Below are 16,250 nucleotides of genomic sequence, written 5' to 3' on the forward strand. Positions count from 1 at the left end.
CTCAGTAAAACAAGAAAAGCACTACTATAATAGTGAACCTCTCTACAGTCTGGTCGTCGAACTCGCGACCCTCCCGATGATAATCGGGATATTCTCACCATTCTCTTTATGAAGTTTTGAGCATAAAAAAAGCCTCAACTAATTGTTGAAGCTTTTCGCGGTCTGGACGGGACTCGAACCCGCGACCCCCTGCGTGACAGGCAGAATATATTTAAGTTGAAATGAAACCAAAAGTTCATTTAATCGTTATGTAATAAGGGTTTTGTTAATATCTGTTTTATCTTTTGAAATCAAAGTAGTCTATTTTAGCATGGTAAAACACGCAAAAACATGCAAAAAATAATATGGCTAAAGTAAAACTTAAATTAGATAATAGAAAAAATAGTAAAAGAAAAGATGGAACTTCTCCTTTGATATTATTCTTGTCTCACAAAACAAAAACAAGAACTATTTCTTTAGGCTATTCATTAAAAAGTAAAGATTGGTGTCAAGAAACATTAAAAATAAAGAATATAGAGAATCATAAATTTATTTCAATTAAAGTAAATAATCAATTGACTAAGGCAAGAGCTTTTATTATTTCTCACAAGCTAGAAATTGAAACGATGTCTATAGAAGAATTAAAGAATAGAGTTTTAACAGAGATATTATCAAATGAATCAACTTTAACTTATGATAAGAGAAAATTTTTGAAAAAGAAAATAACAAAAACTTCATTAGTTAATTATTCAAAATTAAAAATAGAAAGACTAAGAAATGCAAATAAATTAGGGTACATAGAAGCAATTCAAACTGGTATCAATTCCTTACTTCAGTTTCATAACACAAATGATGTATTATTTTCAGAAATAGATAAAACGTTTTTGAAAAACTTTATAGCTTATTCTACAGGTAGAGGTAATAAACCAAATACAATAAGTGCTTACTTAAGGCCTATCAAAACGTTATTTAATGAAGCAATAGAAGATGATATTATTTCAGCAGATTTATATCCTTTTAAAGGATTAAAAATGCCAAGGGCAAAACCAACCAAAAAAAGAGCTTTAAGAATAGAAACAATTAATGCTATTAGAGATTTAGAATTAAAAGAGAAATCTGCTCTATGGGATGCTAGGAACTACTTTCTTTTTATGTTTAATAATATGGGGCTAAATATGATAGATATGGCCAAATTAAGAAAAGGACAATTAAGAGATTTAAAAATAGAGGAGGGAAAAATAATATCTGGAAGACTTTTATATACAAGAAGTAAAAATCAACGACAGTATTCTATTAAACTTACTGATGAATCATTAAAAATTCTTAGTTTTTACAATGTAGTGCAAAAATCAGATGGTGATTTAGTCTTTCCTATTGGTTTTAATGATTCTCCAATGGGAAGAAGAACGTATAAAAAGAAGAGACAACGTATTAATGGTAGGTTGAAAACTTTAGGTAAAATGGTAGGAGTAGATGAAGAAATTACTTCATATTATGCAAGACACTCTTGGGCAACAATAGCGAAAAGAAAAATGATACCAGTTTCAGTAATAGCAGAAGGTTTAGGACATTCCGATCTAAAAACAACACAAATTTATCTAGATTCATTTGATGATGAAACATTAGACGAAGCTAATGACAGAATAGTAGGTTGAATATGCTTGTATAAGCAAAATTATTTGCATGAAGATGAATGTTTCCATTTTGTCAAAACTATATTTAACATAGGATGGCGTTAATTGAGGGATCAAATGGAAAGATAGAGATGATAAGTTATCCTGTTTCAGTTTGTATATTAGATTATGTAAAGTACAAATATATTGGAAAAAAGTTATGGAAATATGCTAATGAAATGACAAATATAAAGTGTCTTAATTAAAAGATTATTTTTAGGTTAAAGTTATGTTTTAAGTTAAAAAAATGAAACTTGTTGCTTCAACTTTTATTAAAGTTGTTTTAACTATTCAATAAGAAAAATGAATTGAGTATATTGATTATTTTTAACATTTTAAGCACTTCTTAATTAAGAATAGATTCATTATTCTACCTTCTCATTTTTTAACTTAGTATGTGAAATTTGGGAGTAGTGCCGGCCAATGAGGTAATGGATATGGCTGCTATTGCCTATAACATAAAGAAATACTTAAAATTTACTCAAAAGAAGACAAATACTGCAGTAAGAGTTGCAGTTCAACTATTTTTCTCAAAACTAACTTTACAAACTCAAATAAATCCAATTTAAGAAAGTCTATTTTTACAGAAATCAACTTCTAAAAGGAGATATTAAGGCCTTTAAAAAGCTTTAAATTTTATTGCTTTTTCGTTTTTTTGAGAGTTGTGCAACTGTTACCATTGTTGTGCGCTCGTTTTATTTATCAGTTCTTTTCTTTAAATCCTCAATTTTAGGTGCGATAAGATTAAAAAACTTTATTATTTCAGGCATAAAACTTCCTAGTGATGGATACTTATATCTATTATTATCATATCTCTCCAATTCCATTACTAACTCATCAGTCCATAAAAAACTGCTAATTAACTGCTCATCCAATTCATTTTCGATTGTTTTTTTATCATAATCATGATCCTTCATATATTTGACAACTGCCGCTCTAACCAACGCTTCATCATACATAGTTTTCCAATTGCCATATGCTTGTTTATTCATTTCATTTTTTATTTTATCAAAAATTATTGTACCACTTTTTTGAAGCTCAGAACGATATATCTCTACAAGATGATTTACAAATGAATGATTAAACTCATGTAAAAGTGTTGGGAAATATTCGTCAATTTCATAATTAGGAATACTTAAACTATCAACACTCCACGTTCCCATTATTGCATATATTACTTCATTTCCATTTTTAGTGAATATTTTTGGACCATAATTTGCACCACCATTTCCTAATGCATTTATAATTCTAAATTCACCTTTAGGCTTTGCCCCATAAAAATTTTGATACCATTCTAAGTCTAATTGTTGATATACTTTTTTAAATCTGTTAGATGCAGTTTTGTAAAGTTCTTTATTTTTACTAAAAAAAGTTTCACAGTCGGCATCAGCATAAAATTCATTTAACAGCTTCAAAAATTTTATTGAGCTTTCTTTTTCCCAAGGTTCCTCAAGTGATTTGCATGGAAAAGGGATTGATATAGGTTTAATAATAGGCGGTTCAGTTATATGAATAGCCATACTCATAACAGAACTAAAACCAATTCCATCCTCAAGTAATTCATCTTTTACGAACTTAATTAAATCGTGATTTTTATATTTTCCAAAATGACTTTCAATGCTTTCAACGTACTTTGGAAAAAGGTTTTGACTATATTCATGACTACCTGCAAGTCTAAAAATAATGCTTAATAGTTCTACACGTTTATCTACTTTCGGTTCTTTTAGTATTGTTGCTTTTTGTTCAATATTTACTTCTTTCTTTTGAAAACACGCATTTAAAGTGAGTGAAATCAAAAATATTCCTATTATTTGTTTCATTAATTAGTTCTGTTTTTATTCATTCGTCTAATGCCGCACAACTTGTAGTCAGAAAAGAATGAGAATCTGCTTCATATTATAGTTTTATATATAATAGTAGTTTAAAATTTATCTTAACTTGTGTTTTCAAACTCTTTAGAATGTTAAGAAAAGTAGATTATATGTTTGTTCACATCGATTATCAAAGATCATTGATGTTTCATCAGTCTGAAAAAATTACTTATAGTAAGTGTTATAAAAATCATCTGGAATAGCACTAGAAAAATTAAAACCATTGTCAATTATAAATTGGTAAAGTTCATTTTTACTGTTATTAGTAGATGTGATACTTATATCAAGTTGATTTAATTTAAAAATCGGAGTATTTTTATCTGCTGAAAAAAGAAGTATTGGTAAGTTTTGTATTTTTGATCCTTTTGGAATATTATTGTACTTGCTATGAATTTGATTTAATTTAACCTCTTGTTTGTTATATACGTAAAATAAATATTGACGTAATGTAACTGAATCGTTAACGATTGAATTATCAAAAAAATCATTAATTAAAGCCTCAAATTTAATTTGCAATTCAGGGTGTTCTGTTAGGCTGAATCTTGAATAACTATAAATACTTTCAAAAATTTCGTTAGGTAATGAGCCTCCATAATTACCGGATTCAATATTTCCTATAACTACTTTTGATATTTTAGGTAATTCTTTTTTTGTGATTTGATCAACCGTTTTCATGTTAATTTGTTTTGTTATTTTTTCTTTATCTAGTTCAAATTTTGAAAGTTTTTTATCTGTATTTATTGGTGTAGAGAAGGTGTTTGACTGTTTTAATACGTTGGCCTCATTATTTTGAGAGTTAGCAGAACAAGATAAGATTACTGGTACAACAATTAAGTTAACTAAGTTCAAAAGATAATAGTATGGCATTCTTTATTTGATATAAAAATTCTTAAGTAAATTTACTAAAAAATATTTCATATGTGAATTCTTTTTCAGTAAATTTGCATCGTGCACGACTTAATTTTAAAGGTATGATAAAAATAGTATTAAGAATCATTTTAGGAATATTTATGCTTTATGCAGGTATAGGGCACTTGACATTTTTACGAGAAGAGTTTTATGCTCAAGTTCCTAAGTGGTTAATATTGGGTGAAGGTTTTATGGATTTTATAGTTATAGCATCTGGTTTATTAGAAATAATAATTGGGGGGCTATTGATTATAGGAGGAAAGTTTAAGATAAAAACTGGAATTACCTTAGCTATATTCTTTGTTTTGGTTTTTCCAGGTAACATAAATCAATATATCTATAGCATTGATGCTTTTGGGCTAGATACAGATATAAAAAGATTAGTTCGTATGTTTTTTCAGCCAGTATTAATTGTATGGTCACTTTGGTCTACAGAATATTTTAGTAGAGGTAGTAAAATAGAAAATTAATGATAAACAATATGGAATTCTTAGAGAAGTTAAAATGGAGATATGCTACTAAAGCTATGAATGGTAGTAGTGTTGATAAGGAAAAGATTGATCAAATTATTGAAGCAATATCGTTGTCTCCTACTTCAAGTGGATTACAGCCTTTTGAAGTTTTAGTCATAACTAATGATGAAGTCAAACAAAAAATAAAAGCTGTAGCTTGGAATCAATCTGTAGTTACAGACTGTTCACATTTATTTGTTTTTGCGGCATGGGGTACATACACTGAAGATAGAATCAATCGTATGTTTGATTTGACAAACGAAATTAGAGGGTTTAAGAATGAAGGTTGGGAAAATTACCGACAAACGCTTTTAAATTCGTATCCACAAAGATCGCCAGAGTATAATTTTCAACATGCTTCAAAACAAGCTTACATTGCGTTTACTAATGCAATTAATGCTGTAGCTGCATTAGGTATAGATTGTACGCCAATGGAAGGGTTTGAACCTGAAGCTGTAGATGATATTTTAAATCTTAAAGAAAAAGGGTTGAGGAGTTGTGTAATGTTACCTATTGGTTATAGAGATGAAAAAAAAGATTGGCTAGTAAACCTTGAAAAGGTTAGAAAACCTTATGAAGAATTAATTACTGTAATTGAGTAGAAAATAGAATAGATTCCTGTTAAAAATAAATATTTTTAACAGGAATTGAAAGGTTTTAGTCATAAATAATTTAAAATTTTTAAGAAAATGTAATATTTTTGTGTCAAAATTTTTTATGATTTACTCTCGTTACTTAAAAGCTTTTCTATGTTTAAATTTATTGCTGATGCCCCATTTTTTATGGGCTCAAACAGGTCCAGGAGGATTTGGGACTACTAGTGGAGATTCTAACTTAAAATTTTGGATGGATGCAAATAATGGTATCTCAGGAAGCGGTCCTGTCTCTGCAATTTCTGACTTGTCAGGAAGCGGGGTAGTTTCTGTAGTCAATGGAGACCCTTCTTTAACAACTAGTTCTTTAAACGGTTACAATGTTATTACTTTTGATGGGGCAGGAGATTTTATATCAACTAATTTATCCATAAATGCAGGGGTAATGCCAGATGTTTCTATTATATCTTTGTATACTCCTAGAGTTGATAATGCAGGAGGTGTATGGGGTGAAGATGATGCTAATTGGGATCGATTTATTTTTGATAAGACTAACTTGCATCCAAATTATCATAGTGCTGTTCCAAATGGAACAGGACCTGTAACCAATATTAGTAATATTTTCCCCTTAGCAACTCCAGTAATTACCTCAGTTATTTTTAGAGAAGATGTGGTAAACGGAACGAATGTTTATGCCAACGAATCATTAGAGAGTACTTTTACATCTAATATGGGACCTGAAATTTCAAATAATTTTACAATCGGAGATATAGGTTCAAATTTAGGAATATTTGATTTTGATGGCGACATTGCAGAAATTATAGTTGTAGATAAAGCTATAAATACTTCTGAAAGAATAATTATTCATAATTATTTAGCGGCAAAATATGGAGTATCTTTAGTTAATAATGATGTCTATAATCAAGACGAACCAGCTTCAGGTAACTATGATCACGACGTTGCTGGTATTGGTCAAGCTTCAGACGGTACAAATCATACTGATTCACAAGGTACTGGAACTGTTCGAATCTTAAACCCTAGTAATTTAGACAATGATGAGTTTATGATGTGGGGACATAATAATGGTAATCCACAAGCTGTAGAGTTCTTTGATGTTCCTGTGGGAATACAAGCTAGGTTGGGAAGAGTATGGAGAGTTAGTGAAGTTAATACGTCTGGAGTAGGAGTTGATGTTGGAGCTGTTGATATTCGATTTGATTTAAATGGTTTAGGTCCAATTACAGCTTCTGATTTAAGGTTGTTGGTAGATAGCGATGATGATGGTAGTTTTAATGATGAAGCGCCTATTTCAGGAACCGTTAGTTTAGGTAGTGGAATTTATGAATACCAAAGTGTTACAGCAATAGATAATAATGCTAGATTTACTATAGCTACAGCTAATCGTATTCAAACCCCATTGCCTGTAGAGTTAACTAGTTTTGTTGTAGTCCCATATCAAGGAGATAATGTTATATTAAAATGGGAGACAGCTAGTGAAATTGATAATGATTATTTTAGAGTTGAAAAATCAGTTAATGGAACAGATTGGAAATATGTTGGTCGAGAAGAGGGAGCCGGTAATTCTTCTTCGACTAATGCATATAGCATGATTGATAAATCTCCATACATGGGACTTTCATATTATCGATTAAAACAAGTTGATTTTAATGGAGAATTTAAATATGAACAAATGAGAAGCATTAAATTCACTCACGATCATTCAGCACTAAATACATACCCTAATCCGTCAATAGATTATTTAACTGTAGAGATGGATTTCGATAGTATGAATTCTGATGTTATTTTATACAATTTATCAGGTAAAAGCATGCAGAACCATATTCGAATAATATCCCAAGAAAAATCGAAAATTGTCTTTGATATTACTAGTCTATCTGCTGGAGTTTATTATTTAAAAAGAGGTACAGAAGTTAAAAAAGTAATTAAAGTCTCACCTTTACACTAACCTTAGAAAGGTTGGTGATAATAGGAGTTGAATTACAATTATTATGTCCTACCCAATAATTGATTAAGTTATCAATGTAAGGTATTTTTGTTTGAGTAAACAGCCTCCATTGAAGTTAACTACACCGTAATTAGTTCCATGAATTTGCATCGCTGGTATTGATCTTGATATAGTATTTTGTGTTATCTGATTTTGACACATAGAACCTGTAACAGATGCTACTGCAGCAATTTTATGACTTAATTGTCCAGCCAAGGTTAAATTAATAAAACCGCCATTACTCATGCTTGTACTGTAAATAATTATTCTTGTATAATTCAAAAAAAGAAATTGAATATCTTATTTAAATTTGGAGGTCATTGAGATATAGTTTAAATTTGGTACTCATGCATAAATAGATATGAAAACTATTAATACTAAGCAATTATCATTAAGCTTATTTGAGCGAATGAGAGCGAACAATATCATAATGAATTATTATGGAGCGCTTTCGTTTGATATGGCACAACATTTAATAGACGATATCTATGACTCTCTAAACAATACGTCTTTAGATAGTGTTATTGTCAAAAAAATATATTCTACCTTCATTGAAGGTGTTGAAAATATAGTAAAACATTCTTTTTATACAGAAAATAAGAGAAATTTTGGAGTAGTAAATGTATCTCAAAATGAAAAAGGTGACTATATTGTTGGAGTAGGGAATATGATTCTTGTTTCTCAGAAAAGCCAACTTTTAAGAGAGATTGACAGATTAAAGGATAAGTCAATAGATGAGCTAAAATTAGAATATAGATCATTCTTAAGAGAAGCCGGTGAAAGTGAGAAGATAACTAGTGGGTTGGGTTTTTTAAAAATGGCTATTGATTGTGATAACAATATAGATTTTAATTTTATCAGTTTGGAGGAAGGGGTTGACTTCTTCTTGGTTGAAATAACAATTGAGGTTGATTAATGATTAAAAATTATAATATAGAACAAACTAAGATTACACCCAAAGTAAGTCTAAAACTGGATGAGGGTTCTTTTATTATAGAAGGGGATTCAAGACCTGAGGATGTAATGGAGTTTTATACGCCTATATTAGAGTGGTTTGCTGAACTTGAACATTCGTGTATAGCTGCTTCTCATGAAAAGTTTTCTTATTCTACTATTTTTGCTTTAGAATATCTAAATTCTAGTTCTGTAATTTTTGTTAGTAAATTATTAAAACAGTTAATGACATTATCAACACTTGAGAATGTTGATTTAAATGTTTTATGGTTATATATAGAGCATGATGAAGAAATGAAGGAGTTGGGAGAAGAGTTTAAGGTTATTTATTCGGATTTGCCTTTAACTGTTAAATCTAAATCCTAGTACGGTAACATCATCCATTTGTTCTTCATTCATTTTCCAATCTCTAAAAACTTGAGTAAGTTGTCTCTTCTGTTCAGTTAAAGGAAGTAAGTGTATTTTTAGTAATAGATCTCTAAAAGGCTTAGCAAAGAATTTATTTCCATTTCGACCACCCCTTTGATCTATATAGCCGTCTGTAGAAAAGTAAAACATATCACCGTCTTTTAGTGAATATTCATGAGATGAAAATGATTGATTAGAACTTATACTATATCCATAACCAATAGATTTTCGATCACCTTTTAAAGTAATTAGTTGATTGGAAGAAACAATATATAAAGGGTTTCTTGCTCCAGCATATAACAGTGTATCATTAGTAATTGAAATTAAGGCTATATCCATCCCATCTTTTATACCATACTCTTCATATTTATTAATAGTTTGTTTTAATTCCGTATCTATTTTATCAAGAATTATATTTGGTTGTGCTATTTGTTCTTCAACAATTATTTTTTCTAATAGATTGGCACAAATTATAGATATAAAAGCCCCAGGTACGCCATGCCCAGTGCAATCTGCTACAGCAAGAAAAGATTTGTTTCCGATTGTATGTGTCCAAATAAAATCTCCACTAACATGGTCTTTGGGTTGAAAAAAGACAAATGATTGAGAAAATATAGATTGAATAACTTTTTCATTGGGCAATAAGCTAAACTGAATCTTTTGAGCATATTTGATACTTTTCTCTATATTTTTCGATTTATATTCGAGTTCTTCTTTTTGAGTCTGAATTTGTTTATTTTTCAAATCAAGATTAGCATAAGCTTTTCTCTTTGTTTGATAGTTTCTAAAAGAAATTAAAGCAATAAAACTAACTAAAATAATGCCTATAATAGCAGCAATTAACTGAAGAGTTCGATTTCTTTTTTCGATTTTATGTTGTTTAGCAATTGCTATTTGTGTTTCTATATTTGCATCTTTTATTGCCAAGTCTTTGTTACGTTGTTCTAGTAGATGTTGTTGAATAAGTAGTTCCTTTTCGTAGTGATCTGTTTCTATTTTTAGTTTTAATTCAACTAACTGTTTTTCTTCACTTAATTTTTCAATTTCAGCAAGAGATAATACTTTCTGCTTTTCTATAGTAGCTATATATTTCTCAGTTTGTTTTTGCTGTTCTTGTTGATGATTAGAAATAGTAGCCTTTTCTATTTTCTCATTGTAGGCAATTGTTTCTAAAACTGTATTAATTTCTTGTGCTAGTTTTGTATTATTCTTTGCTTTTTTTGATGCTTTTTCTAGTTGCTTTTTGGCTTCTGCGTAATCACCATATTGAGCAAGATAAGCTCCATATAGAAATGTTACCTTGATTACTTGTTGGTCTTTATTGGCTTTTTTATATCCACTAATTGCATTTTCTGTCCATTTTTTTACATTGGAAATATCTCCTTTATCTCCGTAAACTTCAATAAGGTCGTGGGCAGCATAACCAGCATAGAGATATAAGTTATTTTGTATACTAATCTCGTATGATTTCTTTAAATGATTAATAGCTAATCCTTTTTTATTTAATTTTTGATATGCTCTTCCTGTAAGCAAATTACCATAAGCGTTACCTTTATAGACTCTGTTTTTTTCATAAATTGTTATAGCTTTTTTATACTGTTCTATAGCTTTTTCATATTCTTTTAAAACATAATACCCTTGCCCAGTATTGATGTAAGCTTTAGAAAGTTCGTTAGGGTTTTTATTAGCTAACTTTATAGCTTCATTTCCATACCCAATGCTTTTTTTAGGGTTACTTTTAAGTACTTCTTTAGCTAATTGATTATATATAGAAGCGGCTTCTATTCCTTCTACATTCTCTAATGTTTTTAGTAAATCTTCTTCTGTTTGGCTAAAACTGTTTATAGAAAATAGGAGGGAGAAGAATATAAATATATATCGATACAGTAGCATAACTTTAAATAAACGATTAATTTTTTAGATGTAAAAATAAAGTTTAAACAGAAATAATTAGTTCTAGAACAGTTTTATTTAGGTTCATAAAAAAAATGCTTAGAATTTAGCAATTTATATAAATCAAGTAAGTTACCTACATTAGATTTACGATAGATATTTTTACGATGAAATTTAATGGTGTCGCTGCTTAGAAAAAGAGCTTCAGCAATTTCTTTATTTGTTTTAGAACTCATCATGTGCTGAATAATTTCTATTTCACGATCAGTATATCCAATTTCTTTGATAAAATTTTGTTTAATTTTTTGAATGTATTGATTTTCAATATTAAAGTCATCAATTAGACTTTGAATGTCATCAGAATAATAACGCTCTTTATTACGTATAGCATGTATTGCTTCTAGAAGGTCTTTACTACTATTGTATTGATTCAGAAAGCCTTGTACGTTTAGTTTTAGTAATTTTTTAATTAAAAAATTACTAAATAAACTATTCATTGCAATAATTGGGGGAGGATCTATTTCTTGATGTATACTTTCAATTAAATCTACACCATAGATGTCAGATAGTTGAAGGTTAATAATTAATAATTCAAATTGTAGCTCATAATTTATAACATTTAATGCAGATTGACCATTTGGTGATGTAACAATATCTATATCAGGAAAATTAACTTGTAAAATAGATACAATACTTTCTCTTAAAATCTTATGTTCTTCAACAAGCAATAACCTCATGTGTCTATCTTATTGTGTTTTTGTGCACATGTTGTTTACAATTATGTAACTGATTTGTATGTGTAAGTATTAGTACCATAGAGTGCTACCTTCCATTTAATCAAAAGTTTTAACTTCTAAAAAGCCTTTCATAATTGGTAGTTCGTCGCTTAATTTTAGTATATAATAATAGGTGCCATCATCAATTTTTTTGCCTTGTAAGAAGAGATCAGTTGAATTAGATACTCCATTCCAATTATTCTCATATGGACTAGCTGTATATATTTCACTTCCCCACCTATTAAATATTATAAGTTCATTATTTTCGTATAAGTCAAGATTATCTATTACAAAGAAGTCATTAATTCCATCATTATCAGGTGAAAAACCATTGGGAATAAACAAAGTAGTTTCTATAAAAGTAAAAATATCAGAATTAAAATCAAAGTGGGCACTTTTAGATGCAATTCGATCTGGATTTCCAAAGTTAGGTAGACTGTTGGAAAGAGGTGATATTGTAAATAGTTCATTTTCCCAACGGTTTAAAGAGGATTTCCATTGCGCTACTGATGTATAATTTTGTGGGGCATCATCAGATTTGAAATAGAAGTTAATTTTAGCGCTATCACCAGTTGAATATCTATATATAGAATAGAAATAATTGTTGTTCAGTTTTTCAATACTCTCATTAGTAGCTGAAGAATTAAATGGTCCATTAATCCCAGAAATAGAAGTGCCGTAAACATTGTCAATTGATTCAGCTAGTAAAGCAACACCATATGTGTTAGTATCTGTATTAAATGGTGTAATTTCTACAAATCTATGGTTGCCAGACAAATTTTGATTTCCTACTGGAAATACATAAGTGATATTAGGAGACATATTGCGTAAAAAGTGACCGCCAATAGAATTCGTTGAAATATATCCATTTTGAGTCCAGCTAAGTGCACTTTGATTAGGGTTTAAAAGATGAGCAATGTAATTGTTGGTTTCTAAAACAGCATCATTAAGTAATAATAAACTATCAACAAATATGGAGTTGTTAAGCTCTTTAACAGAGTTGGAGCCATTCAGCTCAAGTTGATAAAACTTGGTTATACTATTACCAGATATAGACTGAAAATCACCATCTAACTTTACAGTTCCTCGTCCATTATTTATTAATCCTGTTGAATCAGTATTGTTAATCCAATTTTCTTTCACAATAAGCTCTCCATTATTGGTTATTAAGCTATTAGTAGTTTCTAACTGTACGTTTCCTTCCACAAAAAGTGTTGCTGCAGAATCTATTACTATGTATTCATTTGAATAAATACTTCCTTGTGCTTGAGGATTTATCATAATGATTAGGCTAAAAAGAACATAGAGACTTAGCCTGTAGATATAATATTTTTTGAAAAGAACCTTGTGCATTTATTTCTAGATGATAACTCCTGATTTAAGTTTAAATATATGTAATTTTTACATAGAATTAGATAAAATCTGATTGGATAAGTAAAAAGATTTTTGATTGAATTTAGATACCTTATCTGATTAAGTTAATGTGTCCTATCTTTTCGATGAAGTTAGCATTTGTTTCACTAGGTTTAATTCTTAAAGTCCAAATATAGGTTCCTAATTGAACTTTTTGGTTTAGACTAGTTCCATCCCAACCTTCAGTTACATTATCTGTGAAAAAAAGTTGTTTTCCCCAACGATCATATATAACAAGTTCATATTCATCAATATTATCATAATTTAAAATGGGAATAAATATATCATTGTTATGGTCTCCATTTGGTGTAAAAGAATTAGGAATATATATATTATTGAGATTAATTTTGTTTGCTAAAACAAAAGCATCATGGTTGAAATTATTAAAATTGATAAATGATGCTTTATTCAAAGGAAAGTTTGAGATAGTGGGAGAGGAGAAGGTTTGAATATTAAATTGTTCATCTATCCAAGTTTCTTGACTGTTCCAATGTGCTATAGTATTATATTCCCCATCTTCTTCTTCGTACCAAATGTCAATTTTAGCGGGGCTATTACCTTGTACTCTTGCTATGTTATGATAAAATAAAGTATTAAAGTCATTTAGTTCAGCTTGTTTTTGTTGAACAGGATATGGAGCTATTGCTCCAGTGATTGAAGTTCCTATATCGTTATTTACATATAACGGAGCTAAGCGAACAGCAAAATAATTTTCAGAGTTATTTACTGGAGATATTGTTACTGGCCTTAATCTTTTATAAAAATCGATAATACTATTTCCTGTAGGAAAATAATAGTCATTTATGCTATTCGTTTTTCTCATTAAATAACCTCCTAATAAATCAGAAGCAACATATCCTTTTTCAAAGGTTATAGCATTAGAATTGGGGTTATTAATAGATACTATATTTTGATGTGTTTGTAACTCAGAGTTATTCAGATGTAATCTGCCTTCTATAAATGTATTTAACATACATTCTTTAATGGTATAATCACCATATAAATGGATATTGTAAAAGTTGGTTGAATTTGTACCGTCAATTAACTGATTACCTCCGATAAAATGAACGTTTCCATATAAAATAGATTGGTCAAACCCACTTGAGGAACTGTTGTTAATCCAGTTTTTAGTTAGCCGAATGTTGCCGCTGTTTTTAAAAAGACTGTTTTGTCCCATATTAATGTTACCATCTACATATATTGTTGCCCCGTTTTCTATCGTTATAACACCATCAGATGAAGTAATAAAATATGATTGACCGTTTATGCTAAATGAAATTATAAGCAAGAATATTATTGAAAACGCATAAGTTATTATTTTATATAATTTGAAGCATACCATTGATTTTTGCGTATTATAATAATGAATTATTGTATAAGTTCAACCGAAAAAATTACACCACTAGTATCACCATCATAACTTCCTCCAGCAGTAAAAGTATCTCTGTATAATGATATGATATCACCAGCATTTAAATTTAGTATTGTTACTGAAGATAAATTAGTTCCCCATGTAGAAGATGCTCCTGAGTAATGAGGTCCCCATGCATTAACTCCATTTACTTTAGCTCTCCAATAAATTAAATATGGTGAAATTACTCCAGATCCCCATCCTGAAACCATGATTCTATATGTTCCAGTTACAGGTACTGTAATATTATCTGTTGTTGCACTAGAGCTTCCTCCTTGTCCAATTACAGAAGCACTTGTAAAATCTATCGATACTTCTCCTCCAATTCCAGCAGAACTAGAACCGCCAGATAAGTAGCCCATCCATGCACCAGTTAAAGTTTGCCAACTACCTTTTCCAGCTCCATCAGACATTAAAACTTTATTAGCTCCTTGGGTTCCATCTACTATCTTTATTGAACCTCCTTGTAATTCAAGTAATTCAGAAGGTGATGTTGTTCCTATACCTACATTACCATTTTCTGAAATAGTCATTCTTGTAAAAGTATTATTTCCTCCATTAGGAATGGTCCAAAATGTTAAATTGGATCCAGCGTTGGTTGCTGAATGGTTTTCAGTTGCAAATGAAGCAATGTCAGCACCAAAGGTGTTTGTATGATTTCTATATGTTAGCTGTCCCATAATATCTCCTGATAGAGAGTAGGTAGGAGATGATTTTGATCCTCTAGCATTTCTACTAACAAAAACTCCGTTGTGAACTGCTGTACCAGAAAATGATTCAGAAATTACTGCTCCCCATGTATTTTCTCCAGTAGATAGTATTGCTCCATGGACATTTAGTTTATCTGTGGGCGTAGTAGTACCAATCCCGACATTACCATTAGCATCTATAACTTGTCTTTCTATACCATTAGTACTAAAATATAGGTTGTCAGGAGAAGCAGGCCGATTAAAAATCCCTGTATTGTTATCAGATATAAATGAGTAATTAGGGTATAGCTGAGAACTAGCATCGTCTATTACTAGTTGGAAATTACTTCCTGTTCCTCCAATAGAGCGACCTTCTAGCTTTATTTCTCCACTATTATAATTTGGACCGTTTTTTAACCTAAATATTCCAGGTCCGGAGCTTAATTGCCATTCTAGACTTGATGCTGTCCCACCAAAAATAATGTCGCCATTAACATCAAGTTCAGCTTTAGGTAATACTTCTCCAATTCCAACATTTCCCATAGTATAAATGGTATCATTAATGTTATCAGGAGCAGATGTGCCTCCAGTTTCATACCAATCATGATCAGAAGCCAATGCACTTAAATCAACTGTAGCAGCTGTTCCATTTTCTATGTAAACGGTTAGGTTGTTGCCATTAAGACTTACACTATCAATATTTTGATCATCTGTATTATCTAAGTATGGAGATAGGTCTATTGTTGTAGGTGCACCATTATTGGTAATAGTTAAATTATTACCAACAATTTGTAAATCTTGTATTTCATTGCTAGGGTCAGCATCAGCATCACCTCCTAATGTCTTCCATACAGAGCCATCCCAATAATAATATCCGGGTACAACATCTGCTATAGTAGCAGTATTGTATACTAAAAGAGAAGTAACGTTACCGTTAACTATAGTTGTAGCATCTGTTGTATTTGTTAATGCAACACGAGGGACGAGTAAACCTTTTGAAGTCGATTCAATATCCAGCATTGCAGATGCATTGGGAGCTGTTCCATTATTGTTTATACCTACACCACCTGCTTGCCCATATAGTATAGACGAAAGTATTAGTGTTCCAATTGTTATAAATAGTTGTTTCATAATTTGTTATTGTTTATATTTATTATTATAATT

At 30.0% G+C, this 16,250-nt stretch carries 14 protein-coding genes; 6 read left to right on the forward strand and 8 right to left on the reverse strand.

Features of this window, described 5'->3' with window-relative positions; translation table 11 throughout:
• The first annotated feature begins 344 nt into the window (after positions 1-344).
• Positions 345-1,634: a site-specific integrase gene (locus tag N4A35_07000; protein ID MCT4581149.1), complete on the forward strand. Its 1,290-nt coding sequence runs from the start codon at positions 345-347 to the stop codon at positions 1,632-1,634.
• A 713-nt stretch (positions 1,635-2,347) separates the two neighbouring features.
• Here the strand turns inward: N4A35_07000 and N4A35_07005 are convergent.
• Both N4A35_07005 and N4A35_07010 read right to left on the reverse strand, forming a co-directional pair.
• Entirely contained in the window at positions 2,348-3,472 is a 1,125-nt protein-coding gene (locus N4A35_07005) for a DUF4932 domain-containing protein (protein MCT4581150.1), read from the reverse strand.
• A gap of 216 nt (positions 3,473-3,688) precedes the next feature.
• The gene (locus N4A35_07010; protein MCT4581151.1) at positions 3,689-4,372 is read right to left on the reverse strand and encodes a hypothetical protein; all 684 of its coding nucleotides are present in this window, start codon (positions 4,370-4,372) and stop codon (positions 3,689-3,691) included.
• 122 nt (positions 4,373-4,494) lie between these two features.
• Here N4A35_07010 and N4A35_07015 point away from each other — a divergent pair, with 122 nt between their 5' ends.
• The 3 genes from N4A35_07015 (at position 4,495) to N4A35_07025 (ending at position 7,503) form a co-directional block, all read left to right on the forward strand.
• Positions 4,495-4,902, forward strand: a complete 408-nt coding sequence (locus tag N4A35_07015) for a hypothetical protein (GenBank protein MCT4581152.1) — start codon at positions 4,495-4,497, stop codon at positions 4,900-4,902.
• A gap of 11 nt (positions 4,903-4,913) precedes the next feature.
• The gene (locus tag N4A35_07020) at positions 4,914-5,546 is read left to right on the forward strand and encodes an NAD(P)H-dependent oxidoreductase (GenBank protein MCT4581153.1); all 633 of its coding nucleotides are present in this window, start codon (positions 4,914-4,916) and stop codon (positions 5,544-5,546) included.
• A gap of 166 nt (positions 5,547-5,712) precedes the next feature.
• Positions 5,713-7,503: a T9SS type A sorting domain-containing protein gene (locus tag N4A35_07025; GenBank protein MCT4581154.1), complete on the forward strand. Its 1,791-nt coding sequence runs from the start codon at positions 5,713-5,715 to the stop codon at positions 7,501-7,503.
• A gap of 63 nt (positions 7,504-7,566) precedes the next feature.
• Here the strand turns inward: N4A35_07025 and N4A35_07030 are convergent, their stop codons facing one another.
• Positions 7,567-7,788 (reverse strand): hypothetical protein, encoded by a 222-nt coding sequence (locus N4A35_07030; GenBank protein MCT4581155.1) that lies wholly within the window; start codon positions 7,786-7,788, stop codon positions 7,567-7,569.
• A 115-nt stretch (positions 7,789-7,903) separates the two neighbouring features.
• On the opposite strand from N4A35_07030, the gene N4A35_07035 reads away from it, so the two are divergent.
• Together N4A35_07035 and N4A35_07040 are read left to right on the forward strand one after the other, a co-directional pair.
• The gene (locus tag N4A35_07035; protein MCT4581156.1) at positions 7,904-8,458 is read left to right on the forward strand and encodes a SiaB family protein kinase; all 555 of its coding nucleotides are present in this window, start codon (positions 7,904-7,906) and stop codon (positions 8,456-8,458) included.
• Positions 8,458-8,862, forward strand: coding sequence for a DUF1987 domain-containing protein (locus N4A35_07040; protein MCT4581157.1), 405 nt, complete (start codon positions 8,458-8,460; stop codon positions 8,860-8,862). Before N4A35_07035 ends, N4A35_07040 begins: the two co-directional genes overlap by 1 nt.
• Here the strand turns inward: N4A35_07040 and N4A35_07045 are convergent.
• The 5 genes from N4A35_07045 to N4A35_07065 all read right to left on the reverse strand — a co-directional run bounded on the left by N4A35_07045 (position 8,839) and on the right by N4A35_07065 (position 16,217).
• On the reverse strand, positions 8,839-10,797 hold the full coding sequence (locus N4A35_07045) for a SpoIIE family protein phosphatase (protein MCT4581158.1): 1,959 nt from the start codon (positions 10,795-10,797) through the stop codon (positions 8,839-8,841). The genes N4A35_07040 and N4A35_07045 overlap by 24 nt on opposite strands.
• Positions 10,798-10,871: 74 nt before the next feature.
• Entirely contained in the window at positions 10,872-11,534 is a 663-nt protein-coding gene (locus tag N4A35_07050) for a response regulator transcription factor (protein MCT4581159.1), read from the reverse strand.
• Between the two features lie 96 nt (positions 11,535-11,630).
• Complete coding sequence (locus N4A35_07055) at positions 11,631-12,854, reverse strand: gliding motility-associated C-terminal domain-containing protein (GenBank protein ID MCT4581160.1); 1,224 nt, start codon at positions 12,852-12,854, stop codon at positions 11,631-11,633.
• 184 nt (positions 12,855-13,038) lie between these two features.
• On the reverse strand, positions 13,039-14,274 hold the full coding sequence (locus N4A35_07060) for a gliding motility-associated C-terminal domain-containing protein (protein ID MCT4581161.1): 1,236 nt from the start codon (positions 14,272-14,274) through the stop codon (positions 13,039-13,041).
• 80 nt (positions 14,275-14,354) lie between these two features.
• Positions 14,355-16,217, reverse strand: coding sequence for a hypothetical protein (locus tag N4A35_07065; protein MCT4581162.1), 1,863 nt, complete (start codon positions 16,215-16,217; stop codon positions 14,355-14,357).
• Between the last annotated feature and the right edge of the window lie 33 nt (positions 16,218-16,250).

The organism is Flavobacteriales bacterium (assembly GCA_025210295.1).
Classification (GTDB): domain Bacteria; phylum Bacteroidota; class Bacteroidia; order Flavobacteriales_D; family Parvicellaceae; genus S010-51.